Consider the following 18,026-nt stretch of genomic DNA (forward strand, 5'->3'; position numbering starts at 1 on the left):
CTCTTGAACGTGTTCAAAAATTTGGCGTACGCTCGTGCCGTCCAGTTGAACGCGTTCAAAAAGGGGTTGGCGATGAACGGCTTGGTCCTCACCTACGTGCTCTACCTGGTGCTCAGCATCGCGCTGACGATCTGGGTGGGCCGCACGCTCAGCCGCAACGGCAAGATCTTCCTGGTCGACGTCTTCCACGGCAACGAGGAGCTGGCGCGGACCGTCAACCACCTCCTGGTGGTCGGGTTCTACCTGGTCAACTTCGGTTTCGTGGCCACCTACCTGCGCAGCAGCGACTACATCGCGGAGGCGCAGGACGTCTTCGAGACCTTGTCGGCGAAGGTCGGCACGGTGCTCGTGGTGCTCGGCGTGCTGCACCTGGGCAACGTCTTCGTGCTCAGCCGGATGCGCCGGCGCAGCCTGCACCGCGCCCAGGACCTGCCGCCCGTCGGCCCCGACGGTTACACCAAGATCGCATGAACGCCCTGACCGTCCTGTACGACGCGGACTGCCCGTTCTGCCGGCGTGCGACGGCGTGGCTGGCGGCCCAGGCGAAGCTCGTCCGCCTGGACTTCGTGCCGGCCGGCTCGGAGCAGGCGCGGCAGCGGTTCCCGGAGCTGGACCACGCGGAGACCATGCGCGTGATCACGCTCATCGGCGACCGGGGGGAGGTGTTTCGAGGCGACCGGGCGTGGCTGGTGTGCTTGTGGGCGCTGCGGGCGTGGCGACCGATGGCGAACCGGCTGACCGGGCAAGGTCATCAGCGGTTCCTGCGCGCGGCGACCAAGCTGGCCGACCGGCTGCGTGCGATGAGCAAGGACGAGGACTGTGACCAAGCCTGCCAAAAGTGAGCAGACCAGGGCCGCGATCGTGGAGAGCGCCATGAGGCTCTTCCTGGAGAACGGCTACGACCGCACGACGATGCGGGCGATCGCGGCGGACGCGGGGGTGTCGGTGGGCAACGCCTACTACTACTTCCCGTCCAAGGAGCACCTGATCCAGGGCTTCTACGATCGCATGGTCACCGCGCACCGGGCGGCGTGCGCGGAGATCCTGGCGTCGGACGGCGACTTCACCACCAAGCTGACCGGCGTGCTGACGGCGTGGCTGGAGGTGTCGTCCCCGTACCACGCGTTCGCGAGCCAGTTCTTCAAGAACGCGGCGGACCCGGACAGCCCCCTGAGCCCGTTCTCGACGGAGTCGGGCAACGCCCGTGACGGAGGCATAGCGATCCACCGCAAACTCGTGGACGGGGTGAAGGTGGATTCCCAACTACGTGAGGATCTGCCGGAACTGCTGTGGCTGTTCCAGATGGGCGTGGTCCTCTTCTGGGTGCACGACAAGTCGGAGAACCAACGCAACACGGACGTCCTGGTGCGCCGCAGCACGCCGATGATCGGTAAGCTGCTACAACTCTCACGAGTACCGGGCCTACGCTCGGTCACCCGCGAGGCGGCTCAACTGTTCCGCGACATCGGCCTAGGCACCCTGGGCAAATCCCGCGGACCAGCAGGCCACTCAAACGGGTGATCATCCGGCCGAGACGTACGAAAACACTGTTCCCAATACTCGGTTTGAAAAACTGAATCCCGCGAACCACCCCGCCAAACTCACAGCCCACAGCACCCCTGACCCGCTCACCGAAGCCGGCACCGACAGCGCCACAGCCCGCCACCACCGGCCAACACGGGCCAGCGAGCATCAGGCCACGGCCACGGGCCACGGGCCACGGGCCACGGGCCCCTGGGCACCGGGCAGGAGGGCAGCGGGCAGCAGGGCAGCAGGACCCCGAGAGCTGCCAGGCCCAGGCGCTAGATGGCCACGCCGGCCGCCGATGCGAAGGCACTTGCCCAGGTATGAGGCGGCGCACTGAGTCGGTGGCTGACTGCCTGTACTGACTGGCTGCCTGCGCTGCCTGCCTGCGCTGGGCGAAGGACGGGGCGACGGAGCAGGGTCTGGAACGGTGCGCGCTCGCGAAAACGCGCGAGGCCGATGCCGCCCCGTTTCCGTCGCTCGTCGCTGACCGTCGTCTGCCGGCTATGACCGGTAGCCGCCGCCGACCGTTGCGATCGCCCGATGTCGCCCGCCCTCGCCCGCCGCCGGCATGCGCTGAGATCGCCTGTCGGCGCGCCCACACCCGCCGCATTTCCCGCCCGCCGAGCACGGTACCGACCGCACCGCCGACGTGGCGGCATGTGGTCGTGCCCCGGTCTGCGCGCTGCCCGCGTCGTGCCGCTGGGGTTCGTCGGCGTGCGTGTGTGGCTCGGTGGAGTGTTCGGGCGGGCGTTCGGGCGGGTGATGGAGTGGAGCGGGGCGGGGTGGGGCGGGGGGCGGGGTGGGGCTGAGCTGCGCGAATGCGGATGAGTGGCGGACTCCGTACGGCGTACGGTACGATGTACGACATGAGTGCTGCGCCGGGTAGTGGGGCTGGGTTCGTGCCGACTGATGACGACGTTTCGGGAGTGCTGGGGTGGTTCGCGCGGTGGGATGCGCTGGCGGTGGCGAAGGACGTCGAGGCGATGGCGGGGATGGCGTTGTTCCCGGTCAACGCGGTGACCGACGGCTCGGCTGAGTCGTGGGACCGTGCGCGGTTCCTCAACGACATGGCCGCGCAGCTCGGGGACGGCGACGTGCAGATGGAATCTGTGCGCACGCCGATCTTCCTCAACGCGAACCTGGTGTTCGTGATCACCGACGCGACCATCACGGTGGGCGAGTTTTCGCAGGTCGTGCGGTACGGCGACTTGCTGGTGAAGAAGGATGGCGAGTGGTTGTTCCAGACGATGGTTCAAGGTGGTTGGTGATCGACGGGCAATCGACGGCGGTCGGCTGGTGAGTCGGGAGCGGGTGGGGGTGTGACTCGCGGTGATGCCTGATCGGGGGTGACTGCCGCCTGATCGTGATGGGTCCGCGCCCTTAGCGTCGGCGGAGGTGTTTGGGCTCCTCGACGAACAGGGGTAATGCATGTCCATCATCCGACGAGGGGTGCTCGTCGCGGCTGCGGTTCTGGTGGCGGGTGCCTTTTCGGTTGGGTCGGCGCTGGCCGGTCCGGGTGCTGCTGAAGGTGGGGGTGGTGGCGACACCGCTGCGTCCGCCGATCGCATCGCGCACGGACACGCCCACGGTCACGGGGGGATTCGGCCCGGCGACTGGGGTCACTGGGGCGCGGACCCCGAGGACTGGCGTCACTGGGGTGCCGACCCTGAGGACTGGGGTGACTGGGGCGGTGACCCGGGCGACTGGGGGTAGGCCGAGGCGCGGTGGAGGTAGGTGGGGCGGGTCTCCTGTGGGGACTCGCCCCACGGCGTGTGGTGGGGAGCGAGATGAGAGGGGAGGCTCGACAACTAACAATCAGTCTTGACTGTTTGTTAGTTGGGCGGAACACTCGGGTACATGGCCACGGAGACCAGACAGCGGCAGGCCGACCGCAGTGCGGGCACGCGGCGCAAGCTCATGGAGGCGACTGTCGAGTGCCTGGTCGAGTTCGGCTGGTCGGGCACCACGACCACGGTCGTCGCCGAGCGCGCGGGCGTGTCCCGGGGTGCTCAGTTGCACCACTTCCGCACTCGCGGTGAGCTCGTCGCCGCGGCCGTCGAGCATCTGGGCGCGGAAAGCGTTTTCCAGCTGAAGGAACGGGCTGCGGTCGTCGGGGGCGCGTCCCCGGGGGAGCGCATCACCGCAGTGGTCGAGCTGATCGCCGACTTCTACGCCAGCGACCTGTTCACCGCCGCCCTCGAACTGTGGGTGGCCGCGCGCACCGACGAATCGCTGAAAACCGTCGTCGTGCCGCTGGAAGTCCGGCTGGGCCGAGAAACCCACCGCCTCGCGGTGGAGCTGCTCGACGCCGACGAGACGAAACCGGGCGTCCGCGAGGCCGTGCAGATCACCCTCGACCTGGTGCGCGGGCTGGCCTTGGCCAACCAGCTCACCGACGACGGCAAGCGGCGCAAGCGGATCGTCCGGCACTGGGCGCGGATGTTGGAGGCTTCGCTGTGATCAACGAGATCCTGGACGACCTGCGCGCGGAGAGCGCCGTGCTGGACGACCTGGTCGCTCCGCTGGACGACTGGTCCGCGCCGACCCCGGCCGCCGGCTGGACCGTCGCGCACCAGATCAGCCACCTGCGCTGGACCGACCGGATCGCGGTGCTGGCCGCGACCGACCCCGACGCGTTCGCTGAACGCCTCAAGACCGCGTCGCCGGACCTGGTGGACGTGGGCGCGGCCGAACCGGTCACGCTCGCCGAGTGGCGGGCTTCGCGGGTCGCGCTGGAGGAGGCGCTGCTGGGGGTGCCCGCCGGCGGCAAGGTGCCGTGGTTCGGGCCGCCGATGAGCCCGGCGTCGATGGCGACCGCGCGGCTGATGGAGACCTGGGCGCACGGCCAGGACGTGGCCGACGCGCTCGGCGTGGTCCGCGAGCCGACCGCGCGGCTCAAGCACGTGGCGCACATCGCGGTGCGCGCGTTCGGCTATGCCTTCCTGGTCAACGGTATGTCCGCGCCGCAGGAACCGGTGCGGGTGCAGCTCACCGGACCCGGCGGCGAGGTGTGGGCGTGGGGGCCGGAGGACGCGGAGAACCGGATCACCGGTCCGGCGTTGGACTTCTGCCTGCTCGCCACGCGCCGCCGGCACCGCGACGACCTGGCCGTGACGGCGGTCGGTGACGTGGCGCGGGCGTGGCTGCCGATCGCGCAGGCGTTCGCCGGCCCACCCGGGTCCGGCCGGGAGAAGGAGTCGTCGTGATCCGGATCGGGAACGCGTCCGGCTTCTACGGCGACCGGTTCGCCGCCGTGCGGGAGATGCTCGAAGGCGGCGAGCTGGACGTGCTCACCGGGGACTACCTGGCCGAGCTCACCATGCTCATCCTCGGCCGGGACCGGGCGAAGGACGCGAACCTCGGCTACGCCCGGACGTTCCTGCGCCAGCTGGAGGACTGCCTCGGCCTGGCCCTGGAGAAGGGCGTGAAGATCGTCTCCAACGCGGGCGGCCTCAACCCGGCCGGGCTCGCGGTGGCGATCGACAAGCTCGGCCTGGGTGCCCAGGTCGCCTGGGTGACGGGCGATGACGTCCGGTCGCGGTTCCCGGATGCCTTGACCGCCAACGCTTACCTGGGCGCGTGGGGGATCGCGCGGTGCTTGGAGTCCGGCGCGGACGTCGTGGTCACCGGGCGGGTCACCGACGCGTCGCTGGTGGTCGGCCCGGCCGCCGCGCACTTCGGCTGGTCGCGCGACGACTGGGACGCGCTGGCCGGTGCGACGGTTGCCGGGCACGTGCTGGAGTGCGGAACCCAGGCCACCGGCGGAAACTACTCGTTCTTCAGCGAAATCGACGTGTCCCGGCCGGGTTTTCCGATCGCGGAGGTGCACGCCGACGGCTCGTCGGTGATCACCAAGCACGACGGCACGGGTGGCGCGGTCACCGTCGACACCGTCACCGCCCAACTGCTCTACGAGATCGGCGCGCCCGCCTATCCCGGTCCGGACGTGGTGAGCCACTTCGACACGATCCGGCTGGACCCGCACGAGCGGGGCGTGCGGATCTCCGAGGTCCGGGGCAGCGCGCCGCCGGACACGCTCAAGGTGTGCTTGAACTACCTGGGCGGCTTCCGCAACTCGACCACGTTCGTCCTGTGTGGACTCGACATCGAGGCGAAGGCGGACCTGGTGCGCCGCCAGCTGGAATCGGCGCTCGGGTCGGACGGCCTCACGTGGACGTTGGCCCGCACCGAACACGTCGACGCGGACACCGAAGAGGCCGCCTCGGCGCTGCTGCACGTGACCGTGAAGACGACGGATCCGCAGCGCGCCAAGGCGTTCTCGCGGGCAGGGATCGAGTTGGCGCTGGGGTCCTACCCCGGTTTCCACGTCACCGCGCCGCCCGGCGACGGAACACCGTTCGGGGTGTACAAGCCCGCGTACGTGCCACGGGATTCCGTTGCGCACCAGGCCATTCTTCCGGGCGGAGAGGTGGTCGGGGTATGAGGGTCCCGCTCGGCACGATCGTCGGCGCTCGGTCCGGGGACAAGGGCGGCGACGCGAACCTGGGCGTGTGGGTGCGCACGGACGCGCAGTACGCGTGGCTGGTCGAGGAGTTGACCGTGTCGCGGCTGAAAGAACTGCTGCCCGAGGTCGGTAGGGCCGGCGAGGTCAGTGGGGCCGGACTGGCGGGTGGGGTGGCAGAGGTCCGTGGGGTTGAGCGGTACGAGTTGCCGAATTTGAGGGCGCTGAACTTCGTGCTGCACGGGCTGTTGGGCGACGGGGTGGCGTCGTCCACCAGGTTCGACCCGCAGGCCAAGGCGCTGGGGGAGTGGCTGCGCTCGCGGTACGTGGAGATCCCGGAGGAGTTGCTGTGAGCGTGTTCGAGACGCCCGAGAGGAACCAGCTCCGGGCGACCGTGCGCAGATTCGTGGAGCGGGAAGTCGTTCCACACCTAGCGGACTGGGAACGGGCCGGTGAGCTGCCGCACGAGCTGCACCGCAGGGCGGCGGCGATCGGATTGCTGGGCATCGGGTTCCCGGAGCACGTCGGCGGCGCGGGTGACCTGCTGGACACCGTGGTGGCGACCGAGGAGCTGATCCAGGCGGGCGGGTCGTCCGGTCTGGTCGCCGGGCTGCTCACGCACGGCATCGCGTTGCCGCACATCGTGGACGCCGGCGGCGCCGATCTGGTCGACCGGTTCGTGCGGCCGACGCTGGACGGCGAGCTGATCGGGGCGTTGGCGGTCACCGAACCCGGCGGCGGGTCGGACGTGGCCGCGTTGCGCACCACCGCCCGCCGTGAAGGCGACCACTACGTCGTCAACGGTGGCAAGACGTTCATCACCTCCGGTGCCCGCGCGGACTTCGTGACCACGGCGGTGCGCACCGGTGGGCCCGGCCACCAGGGCGTGAGCCTGCTGGTGGTGGAGAAGGGCACGCCCGGCTTCGGCGTGGACCGCCGGCTGGAGAAGATGGGCTGGCACTGCTCGGACACCGCTGAGCTGTCCTTTGTGGACGCACGGGTGCCGGTGGCGAACCTGGTCGGCGAGGAGAACGGCGGGTTCGGGCTGATCATGCGGCAGTTCCAGGTCGAGCGGATCTCGTTGGCCGTGCAGGCCTACGCCACGGCGCAGCGCTGCCTGGACCTGGCGACCGGCTACGCACGGCAGCGGGAGACGTTCGGTCGGCCGCTGATGAGCCGCCAAGTGGTGCGGCACAAGCTGGTCGAGATGGCGCAGCGGATCGACCTCGCCCGCGTCTACACCCGTGAGGTCGCGGTGCGGATCGCGGCGGGCGAGGAGTGCGTGGCGCAGGTGTGCTTCGCCAAGAACTTCGCCGTGGAAACGTGCTCGTTCGTGGTCGACGCGGCCGTCCAGCTGCACGGCGGCGCGGGCTACATGCGGGACAGCGAAGTGGAACGGCACTACCGGGACGCCCGCATCCTGGGCATCGGCGGCGGGGCGACCGAGGTGATGGTGGAGCTGGCCGCCAAGCGATTGGGGTACACCGCATGACCACGTTGGGCACCGGGCTGGACAGCCGGACGGCCGAGTACCGCGCGAACCGCGAGGCGCTGCTGGGCAAGCTGGCGGAGCTGGACGCCGAGCAGGCCAAGGCGCTGGCGGGTGGCGGCCCGAAGTACACCGAGCGGCACCACAAGCGCGGCAAGCTCCTGGCGCGCGAACGGATCGAGCTGCTCGTCGACCAGGACGGCCCGTTCCTGGAGCTGTCGCCGCTGGCCGCGTGGGGCACGGAATTCCCGGTCGGCGCGAGCGTGGTGACCGGGATCGGCGTGGTCGAGGGCGTCGAGTGCCTGATCGTCGCGAACGACCCGACCGTGCGCGGCGGCGCGTCCAACCCGTGGACGTTGCGCAAGACGTTCCGCGCCAACGACATCGCGATGCAGAACCGGCTCCCGGTGATCAGCCTGGTCGAGTCCGGCGGCGCGGACCTGCCCAGCCAGAGCGAGATCTTCATCCCCGGCGGACGGGCGTTCCGCGACCTGACCCGGCTGTCCGCCGCGGGAATCCCGACCATCAGCACGGTGTTCGGCAACGCCACGGCCGGCGGCGCGTACGTGCCGGGCATGTCGGACTACACGGTGATGGTCGACGGGCGCTCCAAGGTGTTCCTCGGCGGGCCGCCGCTGGTGAAGATGGCGACCGGCGAGGAGTCCGACGACGAGTCGCTGGGCGGCGCGCGGATGCACGGGTCGACCTCGGGCCTCGCCGACTACGTGGCCACCGACGAGGTCGACGCGATCCGGCTGACCCGGCGGATCGTCGCCCGGCTGAACTGGCGCAAGCTCGGACCGGCGGCCCAGGCCGTGGAGGATCCGCTGCACGACGAGGAGGAGCTGCTCGGGCTGGTGCCGACCGACCCGCGGATCCCGTTCGACCCCAGGGAAGTCCTCGCCCGGCTCGTGGACGGCTCGCGGTTCGACGAGTTCAAGCCCGACTACGGCACGAGCCTGGTCACCGGCTGGGCCGACCTGCACGGCTACCCGATCGGGATCCTGGCCAACGCGCGCGGTGTCCTGTTCAGCGAGGAAGCGCAGAAGGCCACCCAGTTCATCCAGCTCGCCAACGCCAAGGACACCCCGCTGCTGTTCCTCCAGAACACCACCGGGTACATGGTCGGCGCGCAGTACGAACAGGGCGGGATCATCAAGCACGGCGCGATGATGATCAACGCGGTGTCCAACAGCAAGGTCCCGCACCTGACCGTGGTCATGGGCGCGTCCTACGGCGCGGGCAACTACGGCATGTGCGGTCGAGCCTACGACCCCCGTTTCCTGTTCACCTGGCCCAACGCCAAGTCCGCGGTCATGGGGCCGGTCCAGTTGGCCGGCGTGCTGTCGATCGTGGCACGGCAGGCCGCCGCCGCGAAGGGCCAGGACTACGACGAGGAGCACGACGCGGCCATGCGGCAGGTGGTCGAGGGCCAGATCGAGCAGCAGTCCCTGGCCGCGTTCCTGTCCGGCCGGCTCTACGACGACGGCGTGATCGACCCGCGCGACACCCGCACCGTGCTCGGCCTGTGCCTGTCGGCGATCCACAGTGGACAGATCAAGGGCGCCGAGGGCTACGGCGTCTTCCGGATGTGAGGAACCCATGATCGAGAAGCTGTTGATCGCCAACCGGGCGGAGATCGCCCGCCGGATCGCCCGCACCTGCCGCGAACTGGGCATCGGCACGGTCGCGGTGTTCTCCGACCCGGACGCGGACGCGCCGCACGTGCGCGAGGCCGACGCCGCGGTCCGGCTGCCGGGCGCGACCCCCGCCGAGACCTACCTGCGGATCGACGCCCTGGTCGACGCGGCCAAGGCGGCGGGCGCGGACGCGGTGCACCCCGGCTACGGGTTCCTCTCGGAGAACGCGGACTTCGCCCGTGCGGTGGTCGCCGCCGGTCTGACCTGGGTGGGGCCGGACCCGGCCGCCATCGAGGCGATGGGGTCGAAGGTCGCGGCGAAGAAGCGGATGGCGGACGCCGGTGTGCCGGTGCTGCCGGAGTTCGATCCGGAGTCGGGGCTGCGGTTGGGCGAGGGGCTGGGGTCGGCCGAGGGGGCGGGTGTTGGGAAGGGGGTGAAGTCCTTCCCGTTGCTGGTCAAGGCATCTGCGGGCGGCGGCGGCCGTGGGATGCGGGTGGTGCGTTCGGCGGATGAGCTGGCGGGCCAGGTGGCCGCGGCACGTCGGGAAGCCGAAGCCGCGTTCGGCGACGGCACTGTGTTCTGCGAACCCCTGCTGGAGAACGCCCGGCACGTGGAGGTGCAGGTGCTCGCCGACGCCCACGGAACGGTGTGGGTTCTGGGCGAACGGGAGTGCTCCGTCCAGCGCAGGCACCAGAAGATCATCGAGGAGACGCCCAGCCCGGCGGTCGGACCCGAAGCGCGCCAACGGTTGTTCGACGCGGCCACGAAGGCGGCGCTGGCCATCGGGTACGTCGGCGCGGGCACCGTGGAATTCCTCTTCATCGATGACCAGGAGTTCCACTTCTTGGAGGTCAACACCCGGTTGCAGGTCGAACACCCGGTGACCGAGGAGGTCTTCGGCGTCGACCTGGTGGCCTGGCAGCTCGCGATCGCCGAGGGCGAGCGGCTGCCGGCCACCCCGCCCGAGCCGCGCGGCCACGCTGTGGAAGCCCGCCTCTATGCGGAAGACCCGGCGCACGACTGGCGCCCCTCGACCGGTGTGCTGCACCGGTTCCACGTGCCGGATGGCGTAAGAACCGACAGCGGGGTGGAGGACGGCAGCAGGGTCGGTGTGCACTACGACCCCATGCTGGCCAAGGTCATCGCGTGGGCACCGACCCGCAAGGGCGCGATTCGCAAACTGGCCGGCGCTTTGGACCGGTCGGACGTGCACGGGTTGGTCACCAACCGGGAACTTCTGGTGCGGGTGTTGCGCCATCCGGCCTTCGGGGCGGGGGCCACCCACACCGGGTTCCTGGAGCAGCACGGACTCACCGAACCCCCGGTGGTGGACGTTCGACCGGCCGCACTGGCGGCGGCGTTGGCCTTGGCGGAAATTCGTCGGACGAACCTACCGCTGGGGTGGCGGAATCTTCCGTCGCAACCCCAGAAAACAGTGTTCGAATTCAACGGTGAAACCGTGGAAGTGACCTACCGGTACACCCGGCGCGGGGTCGTGGCCGATCCCGGGGTGCACGTGGTATCGGCGTCACGCAGCGAAGTCGTCCTGGAGCGGGACGGGGTGCGGCGGGCGTTGCGGGTGGCCGTGCACGGGGACCTGGTGGTCGCCGACGGCGTCGCGCTGCGGGTGCGGCCCCGGTTCCCCGTGCCGGTCGCCAAGATCGCCGAGGGCGCGACCGCGGCACCGATGCCGGGCACGGTCGTGCGGGTGGCCGTGGTGCCCGGTCAGGTCGTCGAAGCGGGGGCGGAGCTGCTCGTGCTGGAGGCAATGAAGATGGAGCACCGGGTGCTCGCCTCGGTCGGCGGTGTGGTCGCCGAAGTCCGCGTAAGTGCGGGGGAGCAGGTCGACGCGGGGGACGTGCTGGCCGTGGTCGAAGCCGGCGGTGGCGCGGTCGATGGGGGTGCTGCTGCCGGCTTGGCGGGTGGTGCGGGAGCGGGTGGTGCGGGCGAAGGCCCGTAGGTGGCGCTGGAGGGCCTGTAGGCGGCCTCGGAGGGCCCTGTGGGTGGGTGCGGGTGGTTGGGCGAGCACTGGAGGCGTGAGTGGACTTCGTGGAGAGTGACGAGCGGCGGGCGCTGCGCAAGGCGGTCGCGGACTTCGCGAGCGGGTACGGGCACGAGTACTTCGTGGCCAAGGCGCGGGCGGGGGAGAAGACCGACGAGCTGTGGGCGGCGGCCGGGGAGCTGGGCTACCTGGGCGTGGCCGTGCCGGCGGAGTACGGCGGCGGTGGCGGCGGCATCGGTGACCTGGCGGCGGTGTGCGAGGAGTTGGCGGCGGCGGGGTGCCCGATGCTGCTGATGGTGGTCTCGCCGGCCATCTGCGCCACGGTGATCGCCCGCTACGGCACGGCGGAGCAGAAGCGGCGGTGGTTGCCCGGGTTCGCCGACGGCACCACGAAGATGGCGTTCGCGATCACCGAGCCGGACGCCGGGTCCAACTCCCACAAGCTGGCCACGGCCATCCGCCGCGACGGCGACGACTGGGTGCTGTCGGGCGGCAAGTACTACATCTCCGGGGTGGACGAGGTGGCGGCGGTGCTGGTGGTGGCCCGGCACGTCGACTCGGCGGGTCAGCGGCTGATGCCGTCGCTGATGATCGTGCCGACCGACGCGCCCGGCTTCACCTACCAGCACATCCCGATGGAGGTCGTGTCGCCGGAGAAGCAGTTCACCTGCTTCTTCGACGATGTCCGCCTGCCACCGGACGCGCTGGTAGGGGCCGAGGACGCCGGGTTGGCCCAGCTGTTCGCGGGGCTCAACCCGGAACGGATCATGGCGGCCTCCTTCGCCACCGGGATGGCCCGCCGCGCCTTGGACCAGGCGACCGACTACGCCCGCACCCGTGCGGTGTGGGGCACGCCGATCGGTGCGCACCAGGGCATCGCGCACCCGTTGGCGCAGTGCGCGATCCAGGTCGAGCTCGCTCGGCTGATGACCCAGAAGGCCGCGGCTCTCTACGACGCTGGAGAAGACCGGGCTGCGGGTGAGGCGGCCAACATGGCCAAGTATGCGGCGGGTGAGGCGGTGGCGGCGGCGGTGGACCAGGCCATCCAGGTGCACGGCGGGAACGGGCTTTCGGCCGAGTACGGACTCGGTGCCCTGCTCGCCGCGTCCCGGTTGTCCCGGATCGCTCCGGTCAGCCGCGAGATGATCCTGAACTTCGTTGCGCAGCACACCCTCGGGCTGCCGCGGTCCTACTGAGCCACGACCACCGGGGTCGCGCCCGCCGGGTCACGGTCGCCAGGTCACGACCATCGCCAGCGCAGGCCGACCACGCCGGGACCGAAGTCCAAGGCGACGGCGTACGCGTAGCCCCAGGTGTCCACCGGGGTTTCGCGCACTTCGGCGGGTTCGCCGCCGGAGAGGTCGGAGGTGAACTGCTCGCAGCGGACCGGTCGGCAGCGCGAGTCGTACCGGACTTCCAGCACGTACTCCCGAACCGGGTGCCGGAACCGGCGCGAGTGGGTGTTGTCGTAGGTGGGGTGGTGCGGCGCGACGTGGATCAACTCGTACTCCACGGCGGTGCGCTCTCCCCTGCGCAGCGGCCGGTCGAACAGCAGTTCGGCGATCATCAGACCGTTGCGCGGGTCGGCGGAGACCCGCCCCAGTCTGCACGACCGCAGCGTGCCGATCACCGGCAGCGGGTCGCCCGGCAGCCGGGTGTCGTAGCCCAGCAGCACCCGGTCCACGCCCGCCCGTTCGGCGCGCAGCACCTGTCGCGACCGCACCCGGCGGGTGCTGCCGTCCATCGCCAGCTCCACCTGGTCCCGCAGGCTGAGTCGGGTCAGGTCCTGGTCGGTGGTGGTGTCCACGTCCGCCAGCAGTTCCGCCACGGACTCGTAGTCGCCCGCGTGGGCCCACCCCTCGGGGCCGGCCAGTCGCATGCGGGGTCGTGCCTTCCCGCGTGGTCGTGGCGGTCCCAGCAGGGTGCTCAGGCCGCCCTCGCCGACCTCCAGGATCTCTTCGAGGTGGCCGACTGCGGTCAGTGAGTCCGGCCGTTCCGGTCGGCGCCGCCCCGACTGCCAATAGCTCAGCGCGGCGATGCTCACCGCCACGCCGCGTGACCGCAGCTTGTGCTGGATGCGTTCCAGGCTCAGCCCTTTCGCCCGGATCGCCGATCGCAATGCGTCCGCGAAGGGGTCCGCTCCTGCGTCGATGCGTCGGGGATCGCGTACCCGCGATTCCGGTCCGACGACTGGCGTAGGCATCTCCGCTCCGTTCTCCCGAGGACAAGGCGAGCGACGTTATCGTGAGAAATACTCCCCGCGGTACAGCCGATCGGGTTTCCCGACGTGAATTTAACCGAATCGGCGGGCAAAATCCGGTCGGCCATGGAATGTTTGAATTCTCATTAACAGCACCGGTGTGAAGGTGGGGCCCGCGCGATCGTCCCACCGGCACTGGGACGTCTGGTCGCTTCCCGGTACCCGAACCGCCGCATAGCCTCGAGACGTGGGGTGATGTGTGGCACACCCCGCGCGGTCGCGGCCCCGCTCCCTTGCCGCTGGTGGGTGTCGGCGACCGTTCCCTGCGAAGAACGGACACGAGTATGCGCAAGCTCAACCTGACAGTCGGGGCCGCGGTCGGCGCGGTCGCGCTCGCCGTGGTGGCCCCGCCCGCGCAGGCCGCGGAGGGCTCGATCCTCTCCGCCGGCACGCCCGAGGCGATCCCGAACAGCTACCTGGTCAAGCTGAAGGATTTCTCCACGGCGAGTGCGAACTCGGTCGCCGCCCGCTTCGGCGGCCAGGTGGACCGCATTTTCTCCACGACGTTGAATGGCTTCTCGGCGACGATGTCGGAGCGCGCGGCCAAGCGCCTCGCGGCCGACCCGGCGGTCGACTACGTCGAGCAGAACCAGGTGGTCCGGGCCGACGCGACGCAGGCCAACCCGCCGTGGGGCCTGGACCGGATCGACCAGAAGAACCTGCCGCTGGACCAGAAGTACACGTACAACACGACCGGTGCGGGCGTGAACGTCTACGTCATCGACACCGGCGTGCGGATCAGCCACCGCGACTTCGGCGGCCGGGCCAAGAACGGCTTCGACGCCGTGGACAACGACAACGTGGCCCAGGACGGCAACGGCCACGGCACGCACGTGGCGGGCACCATCGCGGGCACCACCCACGGCGTGGCCAAGGGCGCGACCATCCACGCGGTCCGCGTGCTGGACAACAACGGCAGCGGCACGACGGCGGGTGTGGTCGCGGGCATCGAGTGGGTGACCAAGAACCACGTCAAGCCGGCCACGGCCAACATGAGCCTGGGCGGCGGCGCGTCGACCACGTTGGACGACGCGGTGCGCAAGTCCATCGCGGCGGGCGTCGTCTACGGCGTGGCGGCGGGCAACAGCAACGCCAACGCCTCGGGCTACTCGCCGGCGCGCGTGACGCAGGCGATCACCGTCGGCTCGACCACGAACACCGACGCCCGGTCGAGCTTCTCCAACTACGGGTCGCTGGTGGACGTGTTCGCGCCCGGCTCGAACATCCTGTCCACCTGGCACACCAGCGACACCGCGACCAACACGATCAGCGGCACCTCGATGGCGACCCCGCACGTGGTCGGCGTCGTGGCCCGCTACCTCCAGGCCAACCGGGCGGCGACGCCGGCCGCGGCCCAGACCGCGATCGTGAACGCGGCCACCACCGGCAAGGTCACCAACCCCGGCTCGGGCTCGCCGAACCGGCTGCTGTACTGGGCCCCCGCGGCCTGAACCTCCCTGTCACCCGGGAACCCCGGCGCGCAACCCGCGCCGGGGTTTTCCCCATCCCTGCAAAGGAAACATCCATGCGCACACAGATGAGATCGAGAGGGCTGTTACCGGGACTGGTCGGGGCGGTGCTGCTGCTGGGGGTGGTCGCCGGGCCCGCCTCCGGGGCTGAAGTCGTGGCGGTTCCTGGGGCTGGGGCCGAGGTTGAGGGGGTTGTGCGGAACGCCGGGTCGGCGTCGGCGGTGCCGGGTAGTTACCTGGTGAAGGTGAAGGACGTGGCGGCGCTTGGTGATGTGACGTCGCGGGTGAGTGGTGTGGATCGGGTGTTCGGTGGTTCGTACAACGGTTTTTCGGCTCGGTTGAGCGAGAAGCAGGCGCGGCGGTTGGCCGCTGATCCGGCTGTGGAGTACGTGGAGCAGGACCAGGTCGTGCGGGCGTTGACGCCGACGACCCAGAACAACGCGCCCTGGGGGCTGGACCGGATCGACCAGCGTGCACTGCCGCTGGACACGAAGTACAGCTACACGTCGACGGGCGAGCGGGTCACGGTGTACGTGATCGACACCGGGATCCGGACCACGCACCAGGAGTTCGGCGGCCGGGCGTTCCACGCGTGGGACGCGGTGGACAACGACAACGTGGCGCAGGACGACAACGGCCACGGGACGCACGTGGCGGGCATCATCGCGGGCCGGGTCTACGGCGTGGCCAAGGGCGTGTCCGTGGGGGCGGTGCGCGTGCTCAACGCCCAGGGCAGCGGGACGATCGCGGGCGTGATCGCGGGCGTGGACTGGGTGACCCGCAACGCGCGCAAGCCGGCGGTGGGGAACTTCAGCCTCGGCGGCGGGGTGTCCACCGCCCTGGACGACGCGGTACGGGCGATGATCCGCTCCGGGGTGACGGCGTCGGTGACGGCGGGCGGCAGCGGCAGCGGCACGGTCAACACGTCGCCGGCGCGGGTGACCGAGGCGCTGGTGTCGGGATCCTCCACGCAGACGGACACGAGGGCGTCCTTCTCGAACTACGGACCGGGCGTCGACCTGTACGCGCCGGGCATCGGGATCACGGCGGCGTGGCACACCAGCGACACCGCGACCAACACGCTGAGCGGCACGTCCATGTCGACGGGCTTCGTGTCCGGAGTGGCCGTGCGGTTCCTCCAGTTCAACCCGACCGCGACACCGGCCCAGGTGCACGCGGAACTTGTGAACCAGGCGACACCACTGCCGTGGGGGCGGCTCCTGTACTGGTCGCCCACGAGGTGATGTTCCATCCCGGAGACGCGGTGTGGTCTCCGGGATCCCTTACCCTGCTGCAAAAGGACAAGTCCATGCGGAAGATCGTGACAGGCTTGGGCGTCGTAGCCCTGGCGATGGGAGCCGTGTCGACACCGGCACAGGCCGAGGGCGCGGTGCGGTACGCTGGGTCGGCGTTGGCGGTGCCGGGTAGTTACCTGGTGAAGGTGAAGGACGTGGCGGCGCTTGGTGATGTGACGTCGCGGGTGAGTGGTGTGGATCGGGTGTTCGGTGGTTCGTACAAGGGTTTTTCGGCTCGGTTGAGCGAGAAGCAGGCGCGGCGGTTGGCCGCTGATCCGGCTGTGGAGTACGTGGAGCAGGACCAGGTCGTGCGGGCGTTGGCGCCGACGACCCAGAACAACGCGCCCTGGGGGCTTGATCGGATCGACCAGCGGAAGTTGCCGCTGGACACGAAGTACAGCTACACGACGAACGGGCGCGGCACGACGGCGTACGTGATCGACACCGGAATCCGGGTCACGCACCAGGAGTTCGGCGACCGGGCGTGCAACGGCTGGGACGCGGTGGACAACGACAACGTGGCCCAGGACGACAACGGTCACGGCACGCACGTGGCGGGTCTGGTCGCGGGCAAGACGTACGGGGTCGCGAAGCTGGCCAAGGTGTGTGGCGTGCGGGTGCTCGACGGCTCCGGCAGCGGCACGACGGCGGGCGTCGTCGCGGGCATCGACTGGGTGGCGCGCAATGCGGTGAAGCCGGCGGTGGCGAACCTGAGCCTCGGCGGCGGGGCGTCCACGGCGATGGACGACGCGGTGCTCGCGTTGATCAAGTCCGGCGTCACGGCGTCGGTGACGGCGGGCGGCAGCAACGCGGACGCGATCAACTACTCGCCGGCACGGGTGGGCGAGGCGATCACGTCCGGGTCGTCGACGAACACGGACACGAAGACGACGTTCTCCAACTACGGCAAGGTAGTGGACGTGTACGCGCCGGGGCAGAACATCATCTCGGCGTGGCACACCAGCGACACGGCGACCAACACGATCAGCGGCACGTCGATGTCGACGGGGTTCGTGTCGGGCGTGGCGCTGAGGTACTTGCAGCGCAACGTGAAGGCGACCCCGGCTCAGGTGCACGCCGAGATCGTGAAGGCGGCTACGCCGTTGTCGTTCGGTCCATTGCTGTACTGGTCTCCGTCGCGGTAATGCGGGTCTGCCGGGGGTGAGGGCTGGAGCTGCGGGGTGAGGGCGAGGGCTGAGGGTGAGGCTGAAAGCGAGGGCTGAAAGCGAGGGCTGAGGGGCGAGGGGAGTTAGTGCGGGAGGGCGAGGTCGTGTTTCATGACGATCTCGTCCTCTTGCATTTCGCCGGTCTCGGTGAAGCCGAAGGCCTTGTAGAGGCCGTGGGCCACGGCGTTGTCGGGGACGAGGCTGAGGGTGAGCTGGGCGCGCTGCTCGGAGCGGGCGATGTCGGCGATGGCGGCCAGGGCCTTGCGTCCCAGGCCGCGGCTCTGGGCTCTCCGGTCGATCATGAAGCGGACGATGTGCAGGTCGTCCGGGTACTGCCGGTAGAGGAGGGTGAACCCCACGAGGTCGTCGCCCGAGTACATCGCCAGCGGTTCCATGTGGGGCCGGTGGATCCACGCGTCGGCGATGGACTTCAGGTTGGTGGCCACGAAGTTGCGTTGCTCCTCGTGCACTTCCAGGGCGACGACGGCGCGGTAGTTGTCCTCGGTGACGGGTTCCAATCGCATGTCGGGCAAGGTAGCGCCTGGGTTTTACCAGGTCTCCCGAAACTCGGGAAAGCGCTGGTCACGGGACTTCTTCACGCCGCGTTACAACTGGCAATCTTTCACTCTTGGCTGGTGAGGGGTCCGGCTGTTTGAGTTGGTGACTGTCAGCGAGGGCAAGGTGGCCCAGCGTCACACCCGCACCCTGCGAGTTCG

15 protein-coding genes and 1 pseudogene are annotated in these 18,026 nt (G+C 69.9%); 14 read left to right on the forward strand and 2 right to left on the reverse strand.

Going from position 1 to position 18,026, the window contains the following annotated elements:
• Window positions 1–72: 72 nt before the first annotated feature.
• From BN6_RS12090 to BN6_RS12140, 11 genes and pseudogenes are all read left to right on the forward strand, one after another.
• Window positions 73–471, forward strand: a complete 399-nt coding sequence (locus BN6_RS12090; RefSeq protein ID WP_015099913.1) for a hypothetical protein — start codon at window positions 73–75, stop codon at window positions 469–471.
• Window positions 468–842, forward strand: a complete 375-nt coding sequence (locus BN6_RS12095) for a thiol-disulfide oxidoreductase DCC family protein (RefSeq protein WP_015099914.1) — start codon at window positions 468–470, stop codon at window positions 840–842. Before BN6_RS12090 ends, BN6_RS12095 begins: the two co-directional genes overlap by 4 nt.
• A complete protein-coding gene (locus tag BN6_RS12100) occupies window positions 820–1,521 on the forward strand; it encodes a TetR/AcrR family transcriptional regulator (protein ID WP_015099915.1) in 702 nt (233 codons plus the stop codon). The genes BN6_RS12095 and BN6_RS12100 overlap by 23 nt, the downstream gene beginning before the upstream one ends.
• 872 nt (window positions 1,522–2,393) lie before the next feature.
• Window positions 2,394–2,795: a hypothetical protein gene (locus BN6_RS12105; protein WP_041316572.1), complete on the forward strand. Its 402-nt coding sequence runs from the start codon at window positions 2,394–2,396 to the stop codon at window positions 2,793–2,795.
• 589 nt (window positions 2,796–3,384) lie between these two features.
• Window positions 3,385–3,987: a TetR/AcrR family transcriptional regulator gene (locus BN6_RS12110; protein ID WP_041312634.1), complete on the forward strand. Its 603-nt coding sequence runs from the start codon at window positions 3,385–3,387 to the stop codon at window positions 3,985–3,987.
• Window positions 3,984–4,733: a TIGR03084 family metal-binding protein gene (locus BN6_RS12115; RefSeq protein WP_015099918.1), complete on the forward strand. Its 750-nt coding sequence runs from the start codon at window positions 3,984–3,986 to the stop codon at window positions 4,731–4,733. The genes BN6_RS12110 and BN6_RS12115 overlap by 4 nt, the downstream gene beginning before the upstream one ends.
• A gap of 56 nt (window positions 4,734–4,789) precedes the next feature.
• Window positions 4,790–6,342 (forward strand): annotated as a pseudogene (locus BN6_RS12120) (acyclic terpene utilization AtuA family protein).
• Complete coding sequence (locus BN6_RS12125) at window positions 6,339–7,481, forward strand: acyl-CoA dehydrogenase family protein (protein ID WP_015099921.1); 1,143 nt, start codon at window positions 6,339–6,341, stop codon at window positions 7,479–7,481. Before BN6_RS12120 ends, BN6_RS12125 begins: the two are co-directional and overlap by 4 nt.
• Window positions 7,478–9,073: an acyl-CoA carboxylase subunit beta gene (locus tag BN6_RS12130; protein WP_015099922.1), complete on the forward strand. Its 1,596-nt coding sequence runs from the start codon at window positions 7,478–7,480 to the stop codon at window positions 9,071–9,073. The genes BN6_RS12125 and BN6_RS12130 overlap by 4 nt, the downstream gene beginning before the upstream one ends.
• Before the next feature lie 7 nt (window positions 9,074–9,080).
• Window positions 9,081–11,078, forward strand: a complete 1,998-nt coding sequence (locus BN6_RS12135) for an acetyl/propionyl/methylcrotonyl-CoA carboxylase subunit alpha (RefSeq protein WP_015099923.1) — start codon at window positions 9,081–9,083, stop codon at window positions 11,076–11,078.
• Between the two features lie 80 nt (window positions 11,079–11,158).
• Window positions 11,159–12,316 (forward strand): acyl-CoA dehydrogenase family protein, encoded by a 1,158-nt coding sequence (locus tag BN6_RS12140; protein WP_015099924.1) that lies wholly within the window; start codon window positions 11,159–11,161, stop codon window positions 12,314–12,316.
• A 44-nt stretch (window positions 12,317–12,360) separates the two neighbouring features.
• Here the strand turns inward: BN6_RS12140 and BN6_RS12145 are convergent, their stop codons facing one another.
• Complete coding sequence (locus tag BN6_RS12145) at window positions 12,361–13,239, reverse strand: hypothetical protein (protein WP_231905215.1); 879 nt, start codon at window positions 13,237–13,239, stop codon at window positions 12,361–12,363.
• 425 nt (window positions 13,240–13,664) lie between these two features.
• Between BN6_RS12145 and BN6_RS12150 the strand changes: the two genes are divergently transcribed.
• From BN6_RS12150 to BN6_RS12160, 3 genes are all read left to right on the forward strand, one after another.
• Window positions 13,665–14,831: a S8 family peptidase gene (locus BN6_RS12150; protein WP_041312636.1), complete on the forward strand. Its 1,167-nt coding sequence runs from the start codon at window positions 13,665–13,667 to the stop codon at window positions 14,829–14,831.
• A gap of 74 nt (window positions 14,832–14,905) precedes the next feature.
• Window positions 14,906–16,093 carry a S8 family peptidase gene (locus tag BN6_RS12155; RefSeq protein ID WP_015099927.1) on the forward strand — a complete coding sequence of 396 codons (1,188 nt, stop codon included), beginning with the start codon at window positions 14,906–14,908 and terminating at the stop codon, window positions 16,091–16,093.
• 65 nt (window positions 16,094–16,158) lie between these two features.
• Complete coding sequence (locus BN6_RS12160; protein ID WP_041312638.1) at window positions 16,159–17,289, forward strand: S8 family peptidase; 1,131 nt, start codon at window positions 16,159–16,161, stop codon at window positions 17,287–17,289.
• A gap of 104 nt (window positions 17,290–17,393) precedes the next feature.
• Here the strand turns inward: BN6_RS12160 and BN6_RS12165 are convergent, their stop codons facing one another.
• The gene (locus BN6_RS12165) at window positions 17,394–17,834 is read right to left on the reverse strand and encodes a GNAT family N-acetyltransferase (protein ID WP_015099929.1); all 441 of its coding nucleotides are present in this window, start codon (window positions 17,832–17,834) and stop codon (window positions 17,394–17,396) included.
• Between the last annotated feature and the right edge of the window lie 192 nt (window positions 17,835–18,026).

The organism is Saccharothrix espanaensis DSM 44229, from assembly GCF_000328705.1.
In the GTDB taxonomy this organism is placed as follows: Bacteria; Actinomycetota; Actinomycetes; order Mycobacteriales; family Pseudonocardiaceae; genus Actinosynnema; species Actinosynnema espanaense.